Genomic DNA, 23721 nt, shown 5'->3' with positions numbered 1-23721 from the left:
TTTTTTGATGAGACCAACGGGATTTTTACCTCCCAATGGCGGGAGCAAGTAGGTTTTGAGATACTCAAAACACAAACTTGCTTCCCAGATACACGCTATCTTCTGATGCCACGTTTCGTGGTCAGTAATAACGGCTGTTTCTCTTTCACTTTGGACTGAGAAACAAGCCATTCGTTGAGATCTTTGTGAGTTCGATAGCGAACAGAACCATCTATGATAGATGGGCAAAGCCGCTTCAAAACTTCAAACGATTTTCGCCCTGCTTCATCATTGTCCTGAAAACTCTCAACTTGCTTGTAGCCTTTTAGCTTCTCTTGAATACGTGGCAAAAGAGCCAGAGAGTTAAGAACTATGGTGTCGCAAGTTGAAGAAGGTTTTAGCGTTTGCCACGACAGGAAATCCATAAACCCTTCAAAGATTTGTAAAACGTCTGTGCCTTTACTAATAGTTGTAATCGCTTTTGGAGCTATACAGCCTTTGAAATAAGGACTACGAATTTCCCAACCGCCAGCATCGTTTGCCAATCCAATGGCATAGTATGTCCGATTGGCATTATTGTATCGAATTTCAGAACAGAGTCGATTAGCGATGCTGAGAGATATCCCTCGCTCTGCGATGTAACCTAACAAATAGGGATTGGTAAGTGATTGCACAGATATGATTTCTAACTTGGGCTTAGAGGTTTTTCTTTCACCGCCAAAAGAAAAATCTTGATGCACTATTTGTTTTGAACCGATTAGCAATTCAATGGCTTCGTACATAGTACAATGCTGTAAAATACATATAAGGTCTATAATATCTCCATGTTCGCCAGTTCCGAAGTCATACCATTGGTTGCGTTCTGTATTTACTTTGAATGATGGCGTACTTTCGTTACGAAGTGGGGAGCAGTACCAAAAATGAATTCCTTGTACTCGTGCAGGTGAATAACCCTGTTGCTGCAAATAATCTGTGATAGAGATTTGCTTGATATTTTGTATTTCCATTGTGATTTTGTTTTGATGTTTGAAAAGAATAACTCTCAGCCTTTTTCTTTTGGAGGCTGAAGGTTTTAGGATTGGTCGGACGGTCGTACACTATAGGCACACCTTTACGTCCGACTAAGTTTGTTTCTCTTTGGTCGGATTGGTTCAGGTATATATAGCCTGTATCCGTCCGACCAAAGGTTTTATTGTAGAGAATTATGGCTGAGCCGATATTTTCCTCGTTCTTCCTTAACCACTATGCTTTTGTTGAGCAAGAATTGCAAAAGTTCCTTGAGTCTAGTTTGCCCATAGGATAGCCCCACAATCTTAGCATAAGCCTCTTTAAGAGCTACGATAAGTTTACTATATGGCAAAATTTCGCTTGTAGAGAAGACTGGTTCCAACGCCTTTCGATGTTCGTTAGTGCTTAACTCTTGGTAGGAGAAACGATGTGACTTCCGTTCATTGTCGGAATACGAGAAATCTATTTGGGGAATGCAAATCTCATCTTCAACCTCTTGGAGCCTAAAGGCAAACTTTTCAAAGGGTTTGGAGCGAATAATGGAGGGTGCAACAATACTGCGTTCAGGCATAGTGTTATCCCTCGTGATTTGAAGAACTGTTTCAGCCTTGTTGTTGAGTTCCGTCCCAATATGTCCTCGTGCGTTGTCGTCGCCCTTGTTGAGGTGAAGCACGGTCTGTATATGGATATTCTGTTCACTTGTCCACTGCATTAGATCACCTACCAACTTGGTTGCTTCCGTTGAGTTGTTGATGTCGAGCATCAAATCACGGATGCCGTCAATGACCACCAAACCCACGTTGGGCGTGTTGTAGATGGCATAACGAATGATTTCTCTGCGCTCGTTAGGATCAGCAATGGCCCTAAGATGACTGAACTTCAAATTCTGTGGTTCCTTGTCTATTGGTAGTTTTGCCAATTTCAAAATGCGTTGCATTACTAGTTGGCAATGATAAGGACTTTGTTCCGTATCAAAGTAAAGAATAGTGCGTTTACTTTCAGGAAATGATGCTTGATATTCCAGCACCTGCTCATTGATAAGGGCTGCTGCAACGATAGCACTCACATTGAAAGTCTTCTTAGCTTTCGCCTTGCCTGTCGATACACTGAAATTGCCCAACGTGCCGATGATGGCTTCGCCTGCTTGCAGCACAACTGGAGGAAGCGTAAACTCATCGGTTACATGAATGAGCGACTTTTGCCAAATGTTTTCATAATCAGTTGTATTCATCATCGTCCTCCTGTCTTTCGCCCTGCCAATTCAAGTGCAAGGTCAGCATCAACAATAATCTTACGACCGATTTGTGTAATGGCACGATTGATTTTACCACTCTGTTTGATACGGTTGGCTGTGGGCAAGCTGCATCCGAAAAGATATGCTATACCAGCCAATCCATACACATATCGTTTTTCTTCTTTGGAGGAAGAAGCCTTTGTCAATTCCCCACTCGTGGAAATATTACCATGTTGTGCAAGGAAAAGTAATTCTTCACCTGTCATCTGCCAAACAGGTTTTCCCAATAATTCGTTTATCGTCATAATTCAATTGTTTTGAAATGAATAACTCGCCCTTGCGCATAGGACATTCAGTCAGGTCTGACGATGCAAAAGTAGATGGCTTTTGATACTCTACCAAGAGGCAGGGATATAGCGGGAAGTATAAGGAAATGCAAGGAAATCAACGACTATCAAAAACGTTCAACACATAGTCAAAAAGTGGGCTGTTTTGGACAAAAGCACGTTGTTAATTAATCATCATTGATTGTTTAAGAGATTTCTTATGGCTTCCTCTCACTGGAAAAACTATTTTTAGTAGCGTGAAAGTTCCGTTTTCTTCTTTTTATACATTAGAAGCTCATAACTTTGTCATCAATACCAAGATAAATTATCATCTAATGGGACAGAAGAAAGAGCATAGCAATAATATGAACTATATTTGGAAAGTTGCAATTTTGCATTGTAACCCAATGCTTATATAAAAGCTTTTGACAGCCGTTGAACTCACATCAACCAGCGGCTCTCCACCATAGCTCTACTATCGTTGTTTGCGGAATATTTTCTTTTATTTGCTATACACAAATAGGTGTTGCAAATGCTATGCTAAAAATACCAGAATTCATTTTTCAATGAGCAATACTGCTATTTTATCAACATAAACGCCATAAAAGACTATAAAAAAGCGAACAAAGCAATTTGTTATTGCTGATAAAATCACTAAATTTGCATAAAACGCAATTAAAATTGCAAGTATAGGGCAATATAATACGCCTATCTGCATTATATAATTATATAGAATATAAGCATCAAATATAAGTAATCATGGATAAGAATTTCAACCGACTGAAAGTTGTTTTGGCAGAGAAAAAGAAAACCAACAAGTGGTTGGCAGAGCAATTGGGAAAAGACCCTGCAACAGTGAGCAAGTGGTGTACGAACATCGCACAGCCTGGGATTGAGACACTATATCAAATTGCGGAGTGCTTAGAAATTGATATAAGGGAGTTGCTTACTCCCACACGGGAAGAGAATATAGTAATCTACCGAAAGTAAATTTAACGACGTTTATGGTACAAGAATCCAATGCAGCAGCTTCTCAGAACGAGAGAGTACTGGCGGAGAACGAGATGGTTTGTTCTTTGACAAATCGTGTGGTGAAGGCCACAGTGAAAGAAATGACCCTACAGTCTATGATTGCAATGATGACCGAAGAGTATGGCTTCGCTCCAGAGGACATGGAACGAAACTTCAAGGTTGAGTATGAAGACGCAAATGAGGATAAGTCAAAGACTCAGAAAGTTGATTTGGCAATCTTCAATGCTGGTCATGCTCACGATGTCGATGAACTCATTCGTTTCATTATTGTAGCAAAAGATGCCAAGGTGAAGCCTAACGACAAGAAAGCTGGCGTTGAAGCAACAACCGAAGGTATTCTCTGCTCTACCGATTGTGATTTTGCTTGCTGGACAAATGGCGAAGACCTTCAATATGTTTATTCATATGAGGATGACTTTGGCCAGGTAACTTGCGAGGCTATTTCTGATTTCCCTGCAGAAGGACAGACTATTGAAGATCTCGAAGCACAAGGTGAACGTGCCATGCCTCGTAAACCTGCCAACGAGTCTTTGGTAAAGACATTTAAACGTTGCCATGATTATATCTATGGCAATGAAGGAATGAAAAAGACCGCTTTCTGGGAACTCCTCAACCTTATTTTCTGTAAGCTCTATGATGAAAAGCGTCGTTTCTCTGATGCCAAGCAAGGTATCAGTTATCGTCGCCGATTCTGGGTGGGTGTAAAAGAACAAAACACAGAAAAAGGACAAGCTGCTGTGTCAGAACGCATCAAGGGACTTTTTGAAGACTTGAAGGAAAGCAATATATTCAAGGACGTGTTTGATGGCAATGAGCAGATTATGCTGTCTAACCGTGGTCTTGCTTTTGTTGCATCTGAACTTGCTAAATACTCTTTCCTCGATGCAACTGTAGATGTAAAAGGAACTGCATACGAGACTATAGTAAGCAATACCTTGAAGCAGGAAGCTGGTCAATTCTTTACTCCACGTAATATTATCAAGTGCATGGTAGAGATGCTTGACCCAGACCAGAATTGCCGTGTACTCGACCCTGCTTGTGGTTCTGGAGGTTTCCTTGTAATGGTACTTGACCATGTTCGTCGAAAGATTGCCAAGAACCTTTATCCTGAACTTGATAATATACGTCTTGAAGCTAAGTACAACTCACCAGAAGTTGATGATGCTGTGCGTGAGTATGCCGAAAAGATGATTTTTGGCTTTGACTTCGACCCAGACTTGAAGAAGGCAGCACGAATGAATATGGTGATGGCTGGTGATGGCCACTCAAACATCTATAACATCAACTCTCTCGAATATCCTTTTGGCAGCAAACCTGATGTCCCTCTAATCGCGGAAGCTGTTAACGAAAGTATTCAGCATAGCGCAGATAAGGACTTCCATTTTGAGACACCAGCAAACAATGCACAGGGTAAGTTCGATATGGTTTTCACAAATCCCCCATTCGGTACTAAAGTTGAGGTTGACCAAGAGATTGCCCTACGTTACGAACTGGGTAGCAAAGCTCCAGAAGTACTCTTCATTGAAGCTTGTTACAATTTCTTGAAGCCTGGTGGTAAGATGGCAATCGTTTTGCCTGATGGTATTCTTGGCAATCCGAACACGGAGAGTGTGCGTCTATGGATTCTCCGTCACTTTAAGCTTCTTGCAAGTGTAGATTTACCTGTTGAAACCTTCTTGCCACAAGTTGGTGTACAAGCATCTTTGCTGTTTCTCCAGAAAAAAACAGATGATGAAATGCTCGTTCCTATTGAGGACGAGGATTATGATGTCTTTATGGCTATAGTTGAGAAGGTAGGAAAAGATCGTCGTGGAGTTCCTATTTATGAAAAGGACGATGACGGTGCTGAAATCCTCTTTGAGCATACAAAAAAATGGCTTTCGTATGCAGATAATGGACGTGAAATCGTTAAACAAAGAAAAGAAAGAATAAAGCATTTAGCTGATGATCTTCCTAAAGTAGTAGAAGCATATACACATTTCAAAGCAGAAAAAATATGATAACACATAATGTATCGTCAAAAGAAATACGCTCTGTTTCATATAGATTAGATTCAAGCTATCATTTAAGTTCAGGAAACTCTACACGTAGAACTATTCTTTCTGCACCTTATGGAATAACAAATATTGGAGAATTTACAGAAAACATATTCTATGGTAATAGGGCAAAGCGTATATATGTAAAAAAGACAGACGCAGGATTGCCTTTCCTTAGTAGTTCTGAAATATTGAAGGCTGACTTTAATAGTGTCAAGCTGGTTTCCCCCCAAAAAACCTCAAATATTGAGGAGCTTGTCATTAAATATGGATGGACTCTTATAACAAGGTCTGGAACTGTTGGAAAGACTGCTTATGCATCAGAAGTACACGCTGGTAAATTAGCATCTGACCATGTTATTCGTGTTGTTCCAAATGGAAAGATGAAGGGAGGTTGCTTGTATAGTTATATGTCTTCTTACTATGGTTATTCTCTCCTGACCCAAGGGATGTTTGGAGGTGTAATACAATCAATTGAGCCCAAATACATAGAAGAACTGCCAATACCATACTTCCCCAATTGTTTACAATGTCAAGTTGATAAACTAATGCAGGATTCTGCAAAATTAAGAAAAGAAGCTGATGATGAGCTTAAACAGGCTCAAAAGATTCTATATATAAAAGCGAATCTTCCTCAACTCACAGTTGAAGACTATGATTTCTATGGGCTTCCTGTAAAGGGTAGAAAACTATCAACATTTATTAGGAACAAAAAGAATATTTCCACTTTAACAATTAATGCCTTTAACTATTCTGAAAGAATTCGCAATTTGAAAAAGAAAATAAATTGCGCCACTCTTTGCCTTTCGGAAGTAATAGAAAACGGAGAATTCTTTTCAACTGGTTCTTTTCCACGTGTTGAGGTGAAACCCGATTACGGAATCATGCTTATAAATCAGTCAGACATATTTGACATGATTATACAAGGCAAACATATCAGTAAAAGAGGGGTAAAGACTGACAACATGGTTGAGTATGGTGAGGTTATGATTGCTGGAGTTGGTACACTTGGAGAGAATGAAACTTTCTGTAGAACTATTTTCGCAAATGAAGATTTAGTTGGTCAATTAGTTTCTAGTGAGTTTATTCGAATGAAAACCAATGGTACAATACCTTCTGGGTATTTATTCACATGGCTTAACAGCGAGTATGGTTTTCGATTGATTAGACATACACAAGCTGGTACCAAACTTTGCCGTCCTATTCAAAAGATGTTATTAAAACAGCCGGTTCCTATAATTGATAATGAAAGTATGTTGGAAATAGATTCATTAGTAAAAATAGCACATACCAAAAGGCATAAGGCTAACATTTATGAAGCAAAAGCCATCAGAATGATTGAAGAAGAAATAGAAAAGTGGAATAAATAACATAGTATAACGCTTATGTCACAGTTAAGGAAAGAAAACATAGAATGTCCACACTGCCATCAAGAAGGCGAATTCGATCTTTGGACATCTGTCAATGTGGACTTAGACCCGGAACTCAGAGAAAAGATATTCTCTGACGAGTTGTTTATGTACCACTGTCCTCACTGTGGAAAGGTGACTGGCATACCAGTTGGAACTCTTTATCATGATATGACACATGGGTTCATGATATTCTTCGACTTCGTTAAGCCTGAGGATTATGATTATGCACCAATGGAGAATCCAGAAGGTATTGGCTTGCAGAAAGAATACTTGTTCCGAGCTGTCTTCGGTTTACAACGATTCAAGGAGAAGATAGTTATACTGGAATACGGTCTGAACGATGTTGCCATTGAGCACCAGAAGTATATGATCAGTCATGTTATAATGCCTGAGATTGCAGAGAAAGGCTATGAGCTATTCTTTGCAAAGACTGAAGAGCCTAACGAAGAGTTTCCGTATGGCACAATCTATTTCTTCTACGATGACAAAGAGAAAGAGCAAACCATGCAGATTCGTTTCGCTATGGATAATTACTTTGAACACAAACTTGCCTGTGAACTTGATCCACGCATGAAAGCAGAAGGCTGCATGTGTGTGGATGCAGAGTGGATGGCAAAACAAATGAAGGAGGAATAGCTATGGCAAGAACAGAATACGATTACGACAGCAATGGACTTGCCAAAGTCTATGAAAACACCCAGTGGTTCCTGTTATACAAAAGTGGCAATCAAGTTGGTGAAAGATACTCTTACATTGAAGAATGGGGAGAAGGATTCTATAAGGCAGAACAAGGGATAAAGAAGAATATTCTTCGTCCTGATGGCAGCATTGTCCTAAAGGAATGGCACAATGATGTGTTTAAGGTTCAGAAAGGATTCTTCCTATTCAGCAACACCATTCGCAAGTCAAAGACAAACCCCAAGACAAGATACACTTATGGTGTAGCTCATGTCAATGGTGATGTCATATTTCCTATGATATTTGACAGAGCGCATTGGCTGGAGATAGGTGATGGCATCTATGCAGAAATAGGAACTCAACCTTATATCATTACTCTTGATGGCAGTATCTATGATCCTGCTCGTGGTCATCTGCCAAAGAAGGTAAACATAGACTATAAGGACATTTTTGAGGAATTTGCTCATTGGGTACTCCCTGGATTACAGTTTTTCTATAGAGACACGGATGCACCAGTGATAGTGGACACAACCTATCATGTAGGTGATGTGCTTCGTGCTGGATTCTTCGTCGATGTAACCACGAAATTACAGAAGCCAGCTCATAAAACACGTTTCCTTATTGCCAGTGCGCACACAGCTATGATGTGTGAGATACCAGAGCTATGTCAACAAAATCCTAAAGTAAAGGAATGGAACCTCTGTACACTCCATTTCAATAGTTATTTCAAGGTAATGGATGTCTATGAGAAAGAAGGCGTAACACAGGTATTTCTACTTCATATTCCTGGAGTAGCAGCATTCTTCCTTGGACATGACGAGACAGCCATTAACTTTATGAATGAAGCAACTGGTCAGGAAACTACTCTCATTGAGATGGCACGTAAGAGTCTTGATGAGATGATGAAGATGGAGGTTCATCCTCGTTCTCTTGATAAGGACTTCGTGGAGAGGATGCACCACCCTATTGGCTTGGACGAGGAGTATTATCCTGTTGATCCAAACATACAAGAGGAGCCAACTGAAGGGTCTGTTGCCGAACTTAGCAAAATGATTCATAAGTTGGCAAATGATGCAGACCTGAAAGACTTCATCAATGTAGAAGACAATTACCCATATAGAGGTGTTGAAGGTACCGTCTGCGAGGGATGTATCTATGCTAATGGTATACAAGGCAAAGGAGAAGGATGTGGAAGACTCTTTATCAAGAGCTTCCGTGAGCGTTATCTGAAAGGTAGATGTGAATACAGAAAGACAGACATCGCTAAACCATCCTTCTTCGAAGAAATGGATCAGTACCACAAGAAGATGGAGAAAGAAAAAGTCGAAAAGGCTTGTGATATCTACGCTCTCAATAAGCTTAAAAAGTTTGTTGCAGAGAGACTTGATGGTGATATAAAGAAACTAAAAGACTTTGACTTTTACACTTTGAGGGAAGATACGGAGTTTGGTGACGATCGTGTAAGCGTTGTCGGACTTGAAAGCATTCTTATAAAGTCAATTCTCACACTTGCTTTTGCTGATACTTATCCCGATTTCACTTATGAAAGCATGGATAAGCACAAATATAAGCCAGACACCATCAACATCACAAGCACCATCTTTGGTATAAACTTTGAGGACTACTATAAAGCTCTGGAAACATACGATGCTCCAGCAGAATTGCGTGAAAGAGTTGTCAGATTTGGCAAGAAAGTTCACACGATTGGTAACATTATGGTTCTTCCATCGGGTTTGACCCTAATGCGTAATACCAAGCCGCTCGGACGAGGTTATTGCGACGTGTTCCTTGCTGAGTTCTATAAGATGATGATTAGTGCCAAGAAGTGCAACATGAAGATGTTTGATGCACTCAATCTGAAGAAGAAAGAAGTAGCTGCATTTCGCACAGAAGAGAACTTCAATCATATTGTCCGTGAGTTGATGCTGGATGACTTCCTCGATGAAGAAGGAAAGCCAAAGCAGGTGTTCCAAGGTCTCTATAGCTGGGAACCAGGAATATCCCGTGACACATTTATTAAAGCAGCCAACGAGTTCCTTGATTTTTGCGAGCCGTTTGTTGACAAGCGAACAGACAGGATTATTGACAAGTTGGAGAAAGTATTATCGAATAATCATTAAACATGTATAATATATGGCACAAATAAGAAAACCCATACACGACGATGGTCCTGTAAATGCTGGAGAGCAGCGTTTGTTGGACCACCTCGACTTAAAGTTGCCAAGTAACTACATTATTATTCCCAACCTTAATATTGCCATTACTGGTCAGAACCGAGTAATGAAATATTGGGAATATGACTGCATTATTGTGGCACCTCATGCTGTTTATCACATTGAGAACAAGGATTGGGCTGGCAATCTTGAAGGAGATGACTGGGCTTGGTTCCGTAGTGGTCAAGAGGTAGCAAATCCTCATAAGACAGCAGGACTGAAGAGTCGTATTCTCGCCAGCAAGATAAAGAACCAACATCCAGATTGGCGTTTTGGCCAGATACTGACAGCTATTACTCTAAGCCATCCTCAGCAGTCAAAATTCGGATTAGACCCTACCTGTGATTGTTACAAGCAAACATTCACATTAGGAGAAGACTTGATAGAGTTCCTTACCAAGCCTGAACTTGTAGGACGTACTCCAGGAATGATTATGGATATTCAGTCCCAACTTGTTGACTTACTTTCCGGTCAGTCTGTAGAACGTAGAAGAGCTGAACGTAAGGAAATCTTCAATTATCTCATTGAAGAGGTTCTTCAAGAAACTGAGGAGTTCACGGAATACCTGTGTGTTCCTAAGCTCATTGCTACAGCACGTTGTAAAGTACGTGAATATCCCCTTGATGTCGTAGGTAAGAGTCCTGAAGAACTGAACAAACTGAGTTTGATGGTTCAGAATGCCAGCTTTGCCCAAGACAAGATAGGTGCATCTCCATTCATTGTCAAGACTGATTGCAGAATGAATGAAGAGCAGACCTACTATTATGAGATAAGCCGCTATCAGGACGAAAGTTCACTCAGAAGCAAACTCCGTCAGAAAACTTTCAAACAGACAGATAAAATCAGCATTATACTTGATGTTGCTAATGCGCTAAAAGCTGCGCATAAGGAACAGGTATATCATCGCGACGTGTGTCCTGAGAATATCTTTGTATATGAAGGAGGTAAAGCGGCATTGGCAAACTTTGGTATGGCATGGTTTGTCGAGCATTCTGACCTGAGCTTTACTGTAAAGAAAGATACTAATATCAACTCACCATATACAGCACCTGAATTCTTAGAAGGTGACGTATGTTCAGGAAGCGATATATTCGCACTTGGAGTAATCTTTTATGAATTGATGACTGGCAAACTACCTTTTGATAGTTGCCTCACATTTACTTCTGCATTAGGTGGATTGCTTACAGAAGACCTCATGCCAAGTAAGGTATCAAAAGATCTTCCAGAATGGATGGATGAAGTAGTCAAGCATACAATCGTAGCTGACCCATTCAAACGTTGGCAAGAGGCAGATGAATTTATAGAGTTCATCAATAATTCAATGGAAGAAGAGCAAAAGAAAACCATTGAAGCTCAAAATGCCAAAGCAGGAAACAACACCACAAGTCAGCCCAAGGATGCATATTTGAAAGACATGAAGCCTGGAGTTAAAGTAACTCCGTCTATGACCCTTCATGAAATTCTCGGACGAGGTGGATTTGGACGTGTGTTCAAGGTATGGCATGATATGCAGAAACAATTTCTTGCCATTAAAATCTTTGAACGCGACGCATCTGTTGACAATGCCATCAACGAGTTTGAGGCATTAAAATCGCTCCACCACCCCAACATTGTTGAGTTTAAATTTAACGACCGTACTCAACAAGGACTGTTCTACACATTGATGGAGCTGCTTGAAGGTGAAAACCTGCAAGATTATACAAGAGGTGACCTGCGTCTTCCTGTTGACGAGGTGTATAAGATGTCTACCCAAATTCTGAAAGCTTTACGCTATATGCAGGAAGAACAAAATCCTCCTGTATATCACAGAGATATTAAGCCAAGTAATATCATGTGGCATAAGCGTCAGATTTATAAGCTTATTGATTTCAACATTTCTACGACGACCGATGATAAGTCGTTTGGAGGAACATTCCCATATATGGCTCCAGACCTTGTTTTATCGGGAAATAAGATTGATTGGGATAAGTCTGCCGACACATTTGCAGTGGGTATCACAATCTATGAGCTGCTTGCTCATGCCTATCCATGGCCAGGAAGCAATATGCGTCCCAATATACATATGCAGCCTACAGACATTCGTAGCTACAACGACAAACTGACAAATGAGATTGCAGAGTTTATAATGAAGGCTATCATTACAGATAGACATAAGCGATTTACATCTGCCAAAGAAATGCTTGAAGCACTGGAGAAGATTGGTGTCAATGGTATATTGAAGGATACTTCAACTATCATAAATACTTCTACAGTCAATGCGAATCCAGTCGATTACATAAATTCTCTCTATAGTCAAAGTCGCCATGGTAATAGCGGCACACGAGCAGGAGCAAAGACTCATGCCTTTGATGATTTGACTTATACCAAGACAAAACTTGATAAGCAACTCATTCAAGACATCAAAAATTTGAAGTATAAACTGATTATCATTACAGGAAATGCTGGTGATGGTAAGACTGCATTTATCCATAGAATTGAAGATCAAGGTACAAATAAAGAATCATTTTCCACAAACAATGGTTCACAATTCTATATCAACGGAATACGTTTCGAATCTAATTATGATGGCTCACAGGATGAGGATGAAAAAGCTAATGATAAAGTGTTGGCTCAGTTCCTCTCTCCTTTCAACAATCTTAGTGACTACACTCAGGCACAGGAAGGTCGAGTTATTGCTATCAACGAAGGTCGTTTGGTTGATTTTCTCTCCACTCATGATGAGTTGAAAAAGCTCCGAGATAACATTGAAGACTATTTCTATCAGGAAGGTCATGCAGAACTCCTCCCAGGTCTGATGGTCATCAATCTTAACCTTCGTTCTGTTACTGCAAGAGACGGCAATTCTCCAAGTCTTCTTGCTCAGCAGGTGAAGAAGTTGACTCGTCCAGAGTTATGGTCAAAGTGTGAGGGATGTCCTATTGCCGACCGTTGTTATATAAAATATAATGTAGATACCTTCCAAGACAGCAGTGCAGGAGATGAAGTTATCAATCGTCTCGAATGGCTTGTAAGAACTATTTTCTATAAACGTGAGCTCCATATCACCATGAGAGACTTGCGTTCTATGATTGCTTGGATGCTAACACGAGACTACTCTTGTGATGAGGTCAAGCAATTAGTGGAGTATGTTCAGACAGAACAGTTGCCTGAATACTATTGGCAGTACTACTACTTCAATTTAACTGCTCCAGTTGCATGGCCAGCAAAAGACTTCATGCTCCCATCACTTGATTCTAACGACCGCTTGGTTAAATTGCTTAGGGAAACAGACGTTGCTGGTGTTGCTTTACCAGCTTATGATCGTGACCTCTATTATACATCTAAGCGTCCAAATGACTATCTGATTTTTAGTGACCGCAAGCGCAGCCTATTGAATGACTTTAACGAAAACAATGTCATTATTCCTGCGTATGAGGTTAAATCTGATGTTATAAGAATGCAGGCAACAGGTCGCCATAAGAGTTATGTGCGTCATCAGTATTTTGAAGGAAAATTTGATTTCCGCAGACGTCTGCCATATCGCTATGCAAGTATGTTTGAGGAGCAACTTCGAGTTGAAGACGAAAGTGCTCTCAAAGAAACAATGCAAGATTTGGCTTGCGCCATCTCTGCAAGTGAAGGTTGCGACAATGCACGTTTGACTGAAGGTTATCTACTTTTGGCCAGTTCAAATGTAGGTGATCCTATTTCAAAGAGCTATCGTCGTTTCCCATTGGATGAATTTGAGCTATTTGTAAATAAGACAGAGCATCTGACTAAATATATCGAATACGAAAGCGATAGTCTTACTTTCCGTCATAAAACCGATAAGTTTATACAGTTGACTGTCAGCCTTGACCTCTACGAAATGCTTCAATACATTCGTGCAGGTTTCAGTCCTTCTGTGAATGACCTACGAGGTCGATTCATTGAACTTCAGATTTTCAAAAATCTCTTAGAAGCAAAAACTTATACAGAGATTCTTGTTACGAAGAACAACAGGAAGTTCACTGTAATTCGTCTCGATGGAAAGAAACATATTGTAATAGAACCTCTTAACGCATAAAGAATACGATTATGATACTGAAATTAAAAAAAGGTACAGTTGCATTCTTGAATAAAGAATTGCTTTACGTTGACTTCAAGTCAGTAAGACTGGATCGTGTTCTTACTAACTTGTTTATTAAGATGTATGCTGATGGACAACCAGTCCAGCTGGCATTCAGAAAAGAATATACTATTGATACATTGAAGTCCAATCTCAATGCTCTTGAAGAACAAGGTGTAATCAATGGTGTTAAGGATAATCCTGATGGTGTAGAGGACTGGCTACGTAGTTCACTACTCGAATTGGTTAACCGTGGTAATGTTATTAAGGAACATGTATCAACCTTAAAGCCACTCCATCTGTTGAGCTTCCGCGTACAGAACAGCAAGTACTGTCGTGACTACCGTGCTTCAGACCAATTATATCTCATGTTAAAGAGCAATCCTGAAGTTATGAAAGGAGTAGTGAAATATCTTAGCAAAGGTTGGGACAAGGCATCTGGCGAAATCAACACACAGGAGGAACTTGACGTAGATACCACAGGCATTCTACACATAACAAAGCCTCTCCGTGAACGCAAGAGTATGAATAAGGATGTCGATATTATACCCAAGCCTCTTTTGGAGGAGCAAGCTGCTTTATTTACAGATGATATTCGCCGATTACTCATTTACAAAGAAAAACTTCCAAGGGCAGTTTTCATCGACTACCTGAGAATACTATGTGGTCTTCATCTTGCACTCTATACGATGAAAGTTGTATATCTGTTGCCAAAGATGATAGATGCTGGTACTCGAAATGTTGACGATAACTGGTCGCTTGTAGTAGATTTGACTGATAATCTTGATAGTATTGTATCGCAGTTTGCTTGTAAAGACATCGAGCGAATGGAAAATAGCTATGGCAAATATATCCGTGCTACATACATGGTTGATATTATCCAGAAAAGAAAGCGTTGCGATGTAGATGAAGCTTTTCGCATACTCAAAGAAGACAATAACAAACAAGGAGAGTACTATGAGAAAGAGCTCAATGACATAGAGGATAGCCTTCCCAATAGCGATGAGAAGGAGTTTGATAAAAACGACTTCCATGAAATGTTAGAGTTCTTCCCAGAGAAAGACTATTTTGATATGTTTGTCCACGTACTTGAAAAATCCAATTTGGGTGCGAGTCAGTACAAGTACATACATGATTTTGTAGATGCTGTCTGCATGAAGAACAGATCTTCCATGTTGCTAGCAGATAGCCGTTCTAAGCGTCATCCTCGAAGAGGTGCATTAGGCAGCAAACTGCTTGAAACAATGGTACAGTTGTTGGTTCTCAAAGAGAAGAGCAATGGCGGTTATGAAACTCGTTCTCTCTCAATAGATGAATTAGCGAAGGCTATTCGTGAGCGTTACGGTCTAGTCATCAATGGTATTGGAGAAGAACGTTTTGCAGATGCTGATGTTGAAATGAATGCAGCATTCAGAGTTAATATGGATGCGTTCAAGAATAAACTTCGTCAGATTGGTTTTTATACAGATATGAGCGATGCTTGCATCCTTCAAAAGATTCGTCCACGTTATAAATTGGAAGACTAATGGAAAATATTATAACTCTATATTACGAGCGTTTTATACAACATGTTGTAGAAGCGTATTCACCTAAGTTGAAGTCAGCAAAGCCAGGACATTGTATGAAGATTACTGGTCTGGCTATGAAGGAGCTTCGTGTCTTGCTTCCATTGCTTCGTCCTTTGAACAGTGGAATGGAAGTTTATATCCTGTCTGAAACGGATAAAGGAGAAGAATTTATTCATGCCACAAAGCTTATTGAACTACGTAACAATCCAGATAAATCGGTACTTATCCTTGTTCCATCAAACAGTCGCACATCAGCAGAAGACTCTTATGGTGATGCGACCTTCCAAAATCTGTCTGTAGCAGAACTCCAAGATTCCTTCTTGTGGAAACTCATTCATGAATTACCAGAAAAAAAGGAATATCTTTGGAAACAGATGACAGACCTTTTTGAGGAGATAAAACCGTCAAGAACTACGGTCATCAACTATCTTCTATATTTGGAGACTAAGCAATATGCCGATGAAGCATGGGGTAATGGATTGTACCTTTTTGGTATGCTTCCTGATAAAGACCTCATTAAAAATGAAGGTTCAATCAGAAGACGTTTTATGCTCAATTTAGAGAAGGTTTCTTCTGTGATGGCAGACTTTTCTTTAACGGCTGCTGACAGAATCGTTAGTCTGCCTTTAGTTAGAAATACCGTCCAGAAAGACTTGATGGTATTCTTTACTACAACTGACAATATCGAAGATGCTGTATCTCTCTTTGAGAATATTCACGATAATCATCCTGAATTTAATTATGCTGTTCTGCCTTGGATAGACAAAGACAACGAAAGCAAACCTGTAAAGGTTATGGTTGACATCGTTCCTGGAAAAGATCCCAAAAAGGAACTTGTCCGTGATGCCGATACAGGTTCCTTGCTATTGGCTATTCCACAAGACAAAAAGGGAAAGGTTTCATTTACGATAACGACGGATCCATCTCCAAAAGATAATCCAGATATTTTCTCATTCGAAATAGCCCTTGTCAACATCGATGACTTCTCTGAAGTAGGTGTTGTAAAAAAAGCTAAGGTTGGAACTAACAAGCGTGCCTCTCGTAAACTTTCATTGAATATTGCATCTGGCATGTTTGAAGAAGGTGAATATATGCTTCGTGTCCGTGCTCTTGACGAGAACGGTATTGTTCTTGACACATTAAAAGAGTTCAAGGAAGAACGAGTACAGGCTTCATGGCTTGATGCGAAGGAGCAGAATCCTAACCTTCAAATGGAACAGTACCGATTGGAGCAACACGTGGCATACTGCAATGAATCAGAAAGCTTTACGATTACCACTGAAGAGTATTCTGGAGAAGGCGAAGTTGACAAACGAGGTAAAGTTAACAGTCTAACTCAGGCAATTATTCATTATCGCAGTACACATCTGTCTAAAGAAGAAGATTTAGAACTTCCTGACGGTGGTACTGATAGAAGCATGTGGATTGAGGGCACATTGAACAATACATATCAATTTGACTTTGGTGCTGCATACGCTTATCAGATTCAGCTTCCTAAAAAATTGATACAATTAGAAACCACGTTTCTTAAGAATGATGATGAATTAGGTCATGTGGAGGCATTGCTAAGTGGTAATCTAACAGACGCAAAATTGCTTGATCCTACAGACACAGCAAAACAGTACCCGTTGTTTGTTGCTGCTAAGGGACTTAATATTCCTGATGAGTTGACTGCATTGCGCCAAGACTTATTTTCAATTATACGTGAGTCTGCTGAAAATGAAAGCGGTCTAATATGTACCACAGACTTTACTACAAATATTGGTCTAATCAAAGGCTATCTCGCAGAATATGACTCTTGGTTGAGAAATCTCCAAGAGACAGAATTAAGCGAAGAGCAGATTGTTTGCTTACAGAATCTTGATACTGTACTTTTGACTGTCGAAATGCCTGATGGTAGCAATGTCAAAGTAAAGCTCATTACCCCACTTCACCCACTTCGTCTGGCTTGGATGGTCAACTTATATGAGTTGTACCAAGATTGGGAAGAAAAGACTTTAGAATATCCTAAGTACCGTAAGGCTTGGTATCGAAAGTTAGATAAACTTTTCATGGGATTATTGCCAATGGAAATTGCCCCTCTCGTACTTAGCGAAAGCTCTTTGCAAGAGGCATATCAGTATATTGGTGAAATCACATTCGGTTGGGGTGCATATGCACAACCATCTTACGGAAGAGAAGATACTTTTGCTTCTGGCTACCGTCAGTTGAAGTCATATACTGCGATGTTACTTAATGTGGCTCGTGAAAAGCAGATTGATAGTGATGTGAGCAAAGATTTAGTTGTTCGTCATCTGTTCAATTACGGTTTGTCCCATCCATACACGGATAAACTTGTCATCAACCTCTTCAACGCCGGAGATGCAGCTGTTTTTGCTCAGGCTCTTATAGAGTTAGAGAAAATTGGGCTTGGTCTTGACCTAACATATGAAATCCGTTTGTTCTCAGATGACAATATGCTACAATCAGGCGAAGCATTCAAAGAGTTGCTTGATCCAGAAGGCTATGGTAGAACCGCTGCTGAAGCCGAAGTATTTTCACAAGCTTCCGCAAACAGATTGTTCCCCAAGTTACGCTTCTCTCTGAACAAAGTCAGTGACTTTATTGATGACCACGATAAGTACCAGGCACACCTTTCGTTCTTGGTTAATCCATTCGCTGTACATACAGAGTTGGTTCGCCCTGACGAATTAAGCCGTTCTTTCTACCTGAATGGAACAATATGCCGAGACGTGGTTAATGCGGCGAAGGAAGGAAAGTCATTTGTGTGGAACAGGTATTACTCGAATAAGATTCTTCCAGATCCTGTGTCAGAGTCAGCAAACATGGAAGTTAGCTTGTTTGCACGTTTGCAAGAGGCTACAGGAAAACTACTCTCTTCTACTCTTGAAGAGTCAGTTCCAGCTACAACACTTCGCCTGAAAGAAAATGATATGATGCTGTTGTCATTCGTCCATGACAGCAGTGACTGGGTTATCACTTTCGATAAGAATATGGGGCCAGAATTCTATGACTTGCCATGTTTGGGTGAAAACGATATTCCTTACCTACTTGATTATGTTCCTGGTGCAGATGCTACAGGCGTATCGTCGTATCTTACCACCAAACCCACAAGCGAGATAGGAGCATTGATGATTCCTCTCTTCCACGAATATGGTATTAACTTTGAAAGATATGAGAATTTCAAGCAGATATTGGAAGATGTTCGTTCTATAAGTAGTTCATTGATTATGCAGGTTAATGCTACCTCTCGTAAAGGATTTGAGGTCATTGGCACCACACTTTGTAAGCGATTCTTGGAGAAGAAAGGGATAACAAAAGAGTCATTCCTTATTCCTATTGACCTCCATAAAGAATTGTTTGCAGACTTAGAAAACGAAAACAAGGAACGTGCAGACAATCTCGTTGTTAAAATCGACTCTGCAAAGAAAGAAATTCTGTTTACAGTAGTTGAAATTAAATGCCGCAATGCACATTACAATGCAGAAGAACTTCATGCTAAGATGGTTAATCAAATTGAAAATACAATCTTTGCACTACGCTCGCACTTTGAAATTGCAGTAGATGGCTATGATAGACTTGACAGAGAGCTCAAAGTATTGGAATTGAAATCATTCTTGGAGTTCTATATTCGTCGTGCTATGCGCTATGGACAACTTGACCCAGAGTTTGCGCATGAGTATTTAGTGTTCATGAGTAAGTTGGCAGATGGATATACCATCAGATTTAAGCAATTAGGGGTTGTATTTGACTTTACTCAAATGGGACGTCAGAAGAAGCACTTCTATGGAGATGCACTCATTTACTCTATGGGAGAACCAGTTATTGGCGAAATCCTTAATACAGAAGGAACTCTAAACACCCAGGTACTTGAAGCAATGGACAAGGAAATCGTGAATTTCTTTGAGCCAACCCTCACTCCAAGGAAAGACCCTGACGGGGAAATAGTTGCACCTGTACAACCTTTAGTTCCTTCAGATGAGCCAGAACAGGATTCTGATTACGAAGTAATAATTCCAAAGAAGTCAACAATTAAGACGGGAGCAGAGAATCCTATCTCAGACGTTCAAGACGAACCTATAACCCCATCCGTGGATCAACCTTCTGTATCATTTGAACCGCAGGAAGAGCCTGAGCATATCGATGTCGATGAAACTACTCATACCACTGAGTCTGTAACAAATCCATCGCAAGAGGTGCAAACACCTTCTGAGTCGGAACCAGTTTCAGAACCAGAACCTATTGATCTCAATTACGAGAAACCGTCTTGTGACGTTATTATAGGTAAAAATGGCGATAGTCCCCAGTTCGGTATTATCGGTAAGATGAATAGCAATGGGCGTGTAATTGGTCTTGACTTAAATGAATGCAATACAATCAGCTTGTTTGGCGTTCAAGGTGCTGGAAAAAGTTATACGATTGGTTCAATTACAGAAATGGTACTCCGCCAATTCTCTAAAGTGAACTTGTTACCTGCGCCAATGGCCAGTGTTATTTTCCATTATAGTGACAGCATGGATTATGCTCCAGAATTCACATCTATGGTATATCCTAATGATGAAGCTGGTCAATTAGCGAAGCTTAAAGCCGAATATGGAGCAGAACCAGGCAGTATCAAAGATGTTATTCTTCTTGCACCTGAAAGTCAGGTGGAAGCCAGAAAAGAAGAATATCCTGATATTGAAGTCCATCCAATAGGATTCGATTCATCAGAATTGGCCGTTCGTGATTGGATGTTCTTGCTTGGGGCAATGGGAAATGATTCCACCTACATTAAGGAACTAAAGCAGATTATGAAATCATGCCGAAACAATATGTCATTGCAAAACATCCGTGACGGTGTGGTAGACAATGGTCACATGAGTTCTTCTCAACGTTCAATGGCTGAACAGAAATTGGATTTTGCTGAGGAGCACATTACAGATGGCAACAAGCTTCAGCAGTACTTGAAACCCGGACGTTTGATAATTGTTGACCTTCGCGACGAGTTTATTGAAAAGGACGAAGCTCTTGGATTGTTTGTGGTAATGCTCAACATCTTTTCGAGTGTGATGAAAGTTGATGGCAGGGCATTTAATAAGTTCATTGTATTTGACGAGGCACATAAGTATATGAATAACAAGGAACTTGTTGGGTCTATCACTACTGCTATACGTGAAATGCGTCATAAAGGTGTTTCTATTATGATAGCGAGCCAAGACCCAATGAGCTTGCCAACGGAAATCATTGAGTTGAGCTCAATTGTCGTGATGCATCGCTTCAGTTCGCCAGCATGGGTAAAGCATGTGCAGAAAGCCATAACACCTTTGCAGACGTTGACTGCGACAGAAATGGCAGTTTTGGGCTCTGGGGAAGCATACTTGTGGGCAAACAAGTCTTCTGACAAGACAATTACTCAGCGTCCAATAAAAATAAGTATTCGCCCTCGTGTGACAAAGCATGGTGGTGACACTATTCAAGCAATTAAGTAAATGAAGGTTTTTGAATATACTAACAAAGGAACTCGGGATGAAAATCAAGACTATGTAGTTCACGGTTCTCTTCCCGATGGTTCGGGAATCTTTGTGGTTACAGATGGAATGGGTGGCTACTCAGAGGGGGCGACTGCTGCAAGGGTTGTCGGGGATGCTCTGTTGGACTTCATTGAATTAAATTTCAACCAATACTCGCCGACAGAACTCTTAAAAGAGGCCATTCCGTTTGCCAATGATGCCCTGATGCTGAAACGCATGGCTATGGCGGCGAAACAAATGGGATGCGTCGTTACTGTGCTGATTGTGTCAGGTGGCAATGCTTACCTTACGTGGTTGGGCGACAGCAGAATCTATATGTTTAGGGGGGGGCAGGAAGTATATCGGACAGAAGACCATTCTATTGTGAATGAATTGGCAAAGATTAAGACACTGAGTGCTACCAGTTATGAGAAATATGCTTGCATCGTTACTAAATCTATTATGGGTGACACCCTTGTAGATGCTGCCCCCATTAGAAAAATAGAGGTAGAAGATGGGGATGTCTTTATTCTTTGTACTGATGGATTCCACAAGGAAATAGAAATGGATAAAGCATTGAACTACGATGATAGTAAGAAAACTGAACTAGACACACTCGCAAATGGTATAAGTGATAACTATTCATTTGTCAAGGTAACTATTTGAAACTATGATAATAGTGACTTATATCCTACTAAAAAGAAACACCCATCTCACATTTTTTGGGTGTAATAAAGGGTGCAAATCACGTAACTCATTGATTTACACCCTTGTCTGCGGAGAGAGAGGTTTATGAACCAAACTCTCGTATCTCGTTGTATATAAATCTTCTATATATTTTGATAAATCATCTGTGTAGCATTTTTGTAGCAGTATTCTGACTGCTTAGTGACTACCATTCTGACTACCTTTTGAAAGCACAACAGCTCTCTTTTCTTGGGTACAAAGGTATATAAAATTGTACTAACCTCCAAATCTTTGCACCATAAATATTTAGAGATTTTACTGCTACATTTTCCAGTGCAAGGTGCAAGCCCTTATATATAAAAGGGACTTGCACCTTGCACTGGGGGATCCGTGAGTTCTTTGTTCTTTGACAGTGATTGTTCTTTATAAATGATAGTTGATTTTAAGAGGAATGGTATTTTAACATTTCCTTATATAAGTCTACTATAAATCTTTTCATTAAAAGTAGGTCATTCTTTAATATTCTTTTGTCTGTACTACGTATTTCTCGTCCTTATGCTACCGCTATGATGCTGAACCTTGCACCTGCTGCAAGACGGATTGCATAGGGTGAAAACATTTGCATATAGCGGGTTGCTCTTGTGGCGGTGCTTTAATAACTTTATAATTATGAAAGAGTTATTGGAAATGCTGAAGTCAGCAAGAGTAGAAAAAGGTTATTCCCAGGAGTATCTTTCTGGAATTCTGGGAGTTAGTTCAAGTCGTATCTCACGTTGGGAAAACGGACAAACAGAGATGACTCTCTGCCAAATCCTAAAATACGCTTCTAAAGTAGGCATCTGCTCTACTGAAATGTTTGAAGTTCTTGCACGGAATGGGCAGCCAAGACCTTTACCTATGGTAGAGATGCGTATAGAAGTTTTTACAGAGGAGGCGTTCAATAAGCTTTCACAACTATTAATTGAACTCGGAACAGAACAAGCGACGGGGGCTACAAAACGGTTATAGTCATGGAAATAATCACAGTAGAGAAGTCTGGCTTATCAAGAATTGATAGATAGGCTCAATCGAATAGAGCAGTACGTCGAGAGAACCTCTCACCTTATACAGGATATAGATGACGAGCTGGAAATGACCACGAAAGACCTAATCGAGACTTTGAATGTTTCAGAGTCCACCCTTTACCGCTGGCGCAAAAAGCAGTTGCTGCGTTACCGCTACACGGAGAGTGGTGATGTGCGCTACTTTTTCAAGTCAATCATTATTGCCGTGAAATGTAACCGGCTCCGTGTATCAGGGATGAGGAATGATGAGGTTCTCGGACGACTCAACCGCTTTAAGGACAACCTTATTATGAGTTCTTGCCTTAATTCTAAAAACAGATAAATATGATAGATAAAGAACAAATACTTTTGCTTACACAAGGAGGGCTGAACGTGTTCTCCCATTTCCTTGGCTTTGAGGTGAATCTGCACCGTAACTTCCGCAGTCCCTTCTATGATGACAAGCGGGCTTCATGCCATATCTTCTATGATAGGAAGAGTTCATCCTATAAGTTCTATGATCATGGGGATACAACCTATTCGGGAGATTGTTTTTGGTTTGTAGCAACTATGCGTGGCCTAAACCTGAAAACAAGTTTTCCCGAGGTCCTGGAAACCATAGTACAAGAACTTGGATTGTATTCTTTATGTGATGGTGAACAGCATAGCAAGCATATAACACAGTCATACAAAAAAACTATCGGCTTCAGTCCTGAGACTGATATGCCCAAGCATATGGAAGAACGACCATACAGTTTTGAGATACAGCCTTTTGATGACGGGCTGCTGAACTATTGGGCGCATTATGGCATCCATGAGGATGCACTCCGACGCTTTCGGGTACGGAGTCTTAAACGCTATGAGAGTATTTCTGCTGAAGGTCGTAAGTTTGAACTTTATGGCTCACCTACGGAACCTATGTTTGC

13 protein-coding genes and 2 pseudogenes are annotated in these 23721 nt (G+C 40.2%); 12 read left to right on the top strand and 3 right to left on the bottom strand.

Annotation, left to right across the window (positions count from 1 at the left end; genetic code table 11):
• Nucleotides 1-95 precede the first annotated feature (95 nt).
• The 3 genes from H164_RS0112825 to H164_RS0112815 all read right to left on the bottom strand — a co-directional run bounded on the left by H164_RS0112825 (nt 96) and on the right by H164_RS0112815 (nt 2526).
• On the bottom strand, nt 96-986 hold the full coding sequence (locus tag H164_RS0112825) for a CHC2 zinc finger domain-containing protein (protein WP_019968997.1): 891 nt from the start codon (nt 984-986) through the stop codon (nt 96-98).
• A 182-nt stretch (nt 987-1168) separates the two neighbouring features.
• Entirely contained in the window at nt 1169-2221 is a 1053-nt protein-coding gene (locus H164_RS0112820) for an AAA family ATPase (RefSeq protein WP_019968996.1), read from the bottom strand.
• Nucleotides 2218-2526 carry a DUF3853 family protein gene (locus H164_RS0112815; protein WP_019968995.1) on the bottom strand — a complete coding sequence of 103 codons (309 nt, stop codon included), beginning with the start codon at nt 2524-2526 and terminating at the stop codon, nt 2218-2220. Before H164_RS0112815 ends, H164_RS0112820 begins: the two co-directional genes overlap by 4 nt.
• 780 nt (nt 2527-3306) lie before the next feature.
• On the opposite strand from H164_RS0112815, the gene H164_RS0112810 reads away from it, so the two are divergent.
• From H164_RS0112810 to H164_RS0112755, 12 genes and pseudogenes are all read left to right on the top strand, one after another.
• Nucleotides 3307-3537: a helix-turn-helix transcriptional regulator gene (locus tag H164_RS0112810; protein ID WP_019968994.1), complete on the top strand. Its 231-nt coding sequence runs from the start codon at nt 3307-3309 to the stop codon at nt 3535-3537.
• A gap of 14 nt (nt 3538-3551) precedes the next feature.
• A complete protein-coding gene (mads2, locus tag H164_RS0112805; RefSeq protein ID WP_019968993.1) occupies nt 3552-5579 on the top strand; it encodes a methylation-associated defense system DNA methyltransferase MAD2 in 2028 nt (675 codons plus the stop codon).
• On the top strand, nt 5576-6985 hold the full coding sequence (gene mads5, locus H164_RS0112800; protein WP_019968992.1) for a methylation-associated defense system restriction endonuclease subunit S MAD5: 1410 nt from the start codon (nt 5576-5578) through the stop codon (nt 6983-6985). Before mads2 ends, mads5 begins: the two co-directional genes overlap by 4 nt.
• Before the next feature lie 15 nt (nt 6986-7000).
• Entirely contained in the window at nt 7001-7663 is a 663-nt protein-coding gene (locus tag H164_RS0112795; protein WP_026356372.1) for a CpXC domain-containing protein, read from the top strand.
• A 2-nt stretch (nt 7664-7665) separates the two neighbouring features.
• Nucleotides 7666-9825 carry a hypothetical protein gene (locus H164_RS0112790; protein ID WP_019968990.1) on the top strand — a complete coding sequence of 720 codons (2160 nt, stop codon included), beginning with the start codon at nt 7666-7668 and terminating at the stop codon, nt 9823-9825.
• A gap of 13 nt (nt 9826-9838) precedes the next feature.
• Nucleotides 9839-13963: a methylation-associated defense system protein kinase MAD6 gene (gene mads6, locus H164_RS0112785; RefSeq protein ID WP_019968989.1), complete on the top strand. Its 4125-nt coding sequence runs from the start codon at nt 9839-9841 to the stop codon at nt 13961-13963.
• Nucleotides 13964-13974: 11 nt separating this feature from the next.
• Entirely contained in the window at nt 13975-15531 is a 1557-nt protein-coding gene (mads7, locus tag H164_RS0112780; protein ID WP_019968988.1) for a methylation-associated defense system protein MAD7, read from the top strand.
• Nucleotides 15531-21044, top strand: coding sequence for a methylation-associated defense system ATP-binding protein MAD8 (gene mads8 / locus H164_RS0112775; protein ID WP_019968987.1), 5514 nt, complete (start codon nt 15531-15533; stop codon nt 21042-21044). The genes mads7 and mads8 overlap by 1 nt, the downstream gene beginning before the upstream one ends.
• On the top strand, nt 21045-21731 hold the full coding sequence (locus H164_RS0112770; RefSeq protein ID WP_019968986.1) for a PP2C family protein-serine/threonine phosphatase: 687 nt from the start codon (nt 21045-21047) through the stop codon (nt 21729-21731).
• 690 nt (nt 21732-22421) lie between these two features.
• Nucleotides 22422-22760, top strand: coding sequence for a helix-turn-helix domain-containing protein (locus H164_RS0112765; protein WP_008824297.1), 339 nt, complete (start codon nt 22422-22424; stop codon nt 22758-22760).
• Nucleotides 22761-22762: 2 nt separating this feature from the next.
• Nucleotides 22763-23138, top strand: a pseudogene (locus H164_RS0112760) (helix-turn-helix domain-containing protein).
• Between the two features lie 2 nt (nt 23139-23140).
• Nucleotides 23141-23721, top strand: a pseudogene (locus H164_RS0112755) (bifunctional DNA primase/helicase); the annotation flags it as partial.

Source organism: Segatella maculosa DSM 19339 = JCM 15638 (assembly GCF_000382385.1).
Taxonomy (GTDB): domain Bacteria; phylum Bacteroidota; class Bacteroidia; order Bacteroidales; family Bacteroidaceae; genus Prevotella; species Prevotella maculosa.
This window is presented reverse-complemented; position numbering and strand designations above follow the sequence as displayed.

Coding starts and splice junctions, on each gene's coding strand:
- mads5 (WP_019968992.1), top strand. CDS start 5,576: ATGATAACACATAATGTATCGTCAAAAGAAATACGCTCTGTTTCATAT.
- mads8 (WP_019968987.1), top strand. CDS start 15,531: ATGGAAAATATTATAACTCTATATTACGAGCGTTTTATACAACATGTT.
- mads7 (WP_019968988.1), top strand. CDS start 13,975: ATGATACTGAAATTAAAAAAAGGTACAGTTGCATTCTTGAATAAAGAA.
- mads2 (WP_019968993.1), top strand. CDS start 3,552: ATGGTACAAGAATCCAATGCAGCAGCTTCTCAGAACGAGAGAGTACTG.
- H164_RS0112765 (WP_008824297.1), top strand. CDS start 22,422: ATGAAAGAGTTATTGGAAATGCTGAAGTCAGCAAGAGTAGAAAAAGGT.
- H164_RS0112770 (WP_019968986.1), top strand. CDS start 21,045: ATGAAGGTTTTTGAATATACTAACAAAGGAACTCGGGATGAAAATCAA.
- H164_RS0112825 (WP_019968997.1), bottom strand. CDS start 986: ATGGAAATACAAAATATCAAGCAAATCTCTATCACAGATTATTTGCAG.
- H164_RS0112810 (WP_019968994.1), top strand. CDS start 3,307: ATGGATAAGAATTTCAACCGACTGAAAGTTGTTTTGGCAGAGAAAAAG.
- mads6 (WP_019968989.1), top strand. CDS start 9,839: ATGGCACAAATAAGAAAACCCATACACGACGATGGTCCTGTAAATGCT.
- H164_RS0112795 (WP_026356372.1), top strand. CDS start 7,001: ATGTCACAGTTAAGGAAAGAAAACATAGAATGTCCACACTGCCATCAA.
- H164_RS0112820 (WP_019968996.1), bottom strand. CDS start 2,221: ATGATGAATACAACTGATTATGAAAACATTTGGCAAAAGTCGCTCATT.
- H164_RS0112790 (WP_019968990.1), top strand. CDS start 7,666: ATGGCAAGAACAGAATACGATTACGACAGCAATGGACTTGCCAAAGTC.
- H164_RS0112815 (WP_019968995.1), bottom strand. CDS start 2,526: ATGACGATAAACGAATTATTGGGAAAACCTGTTTGGCAGATGACAGGT.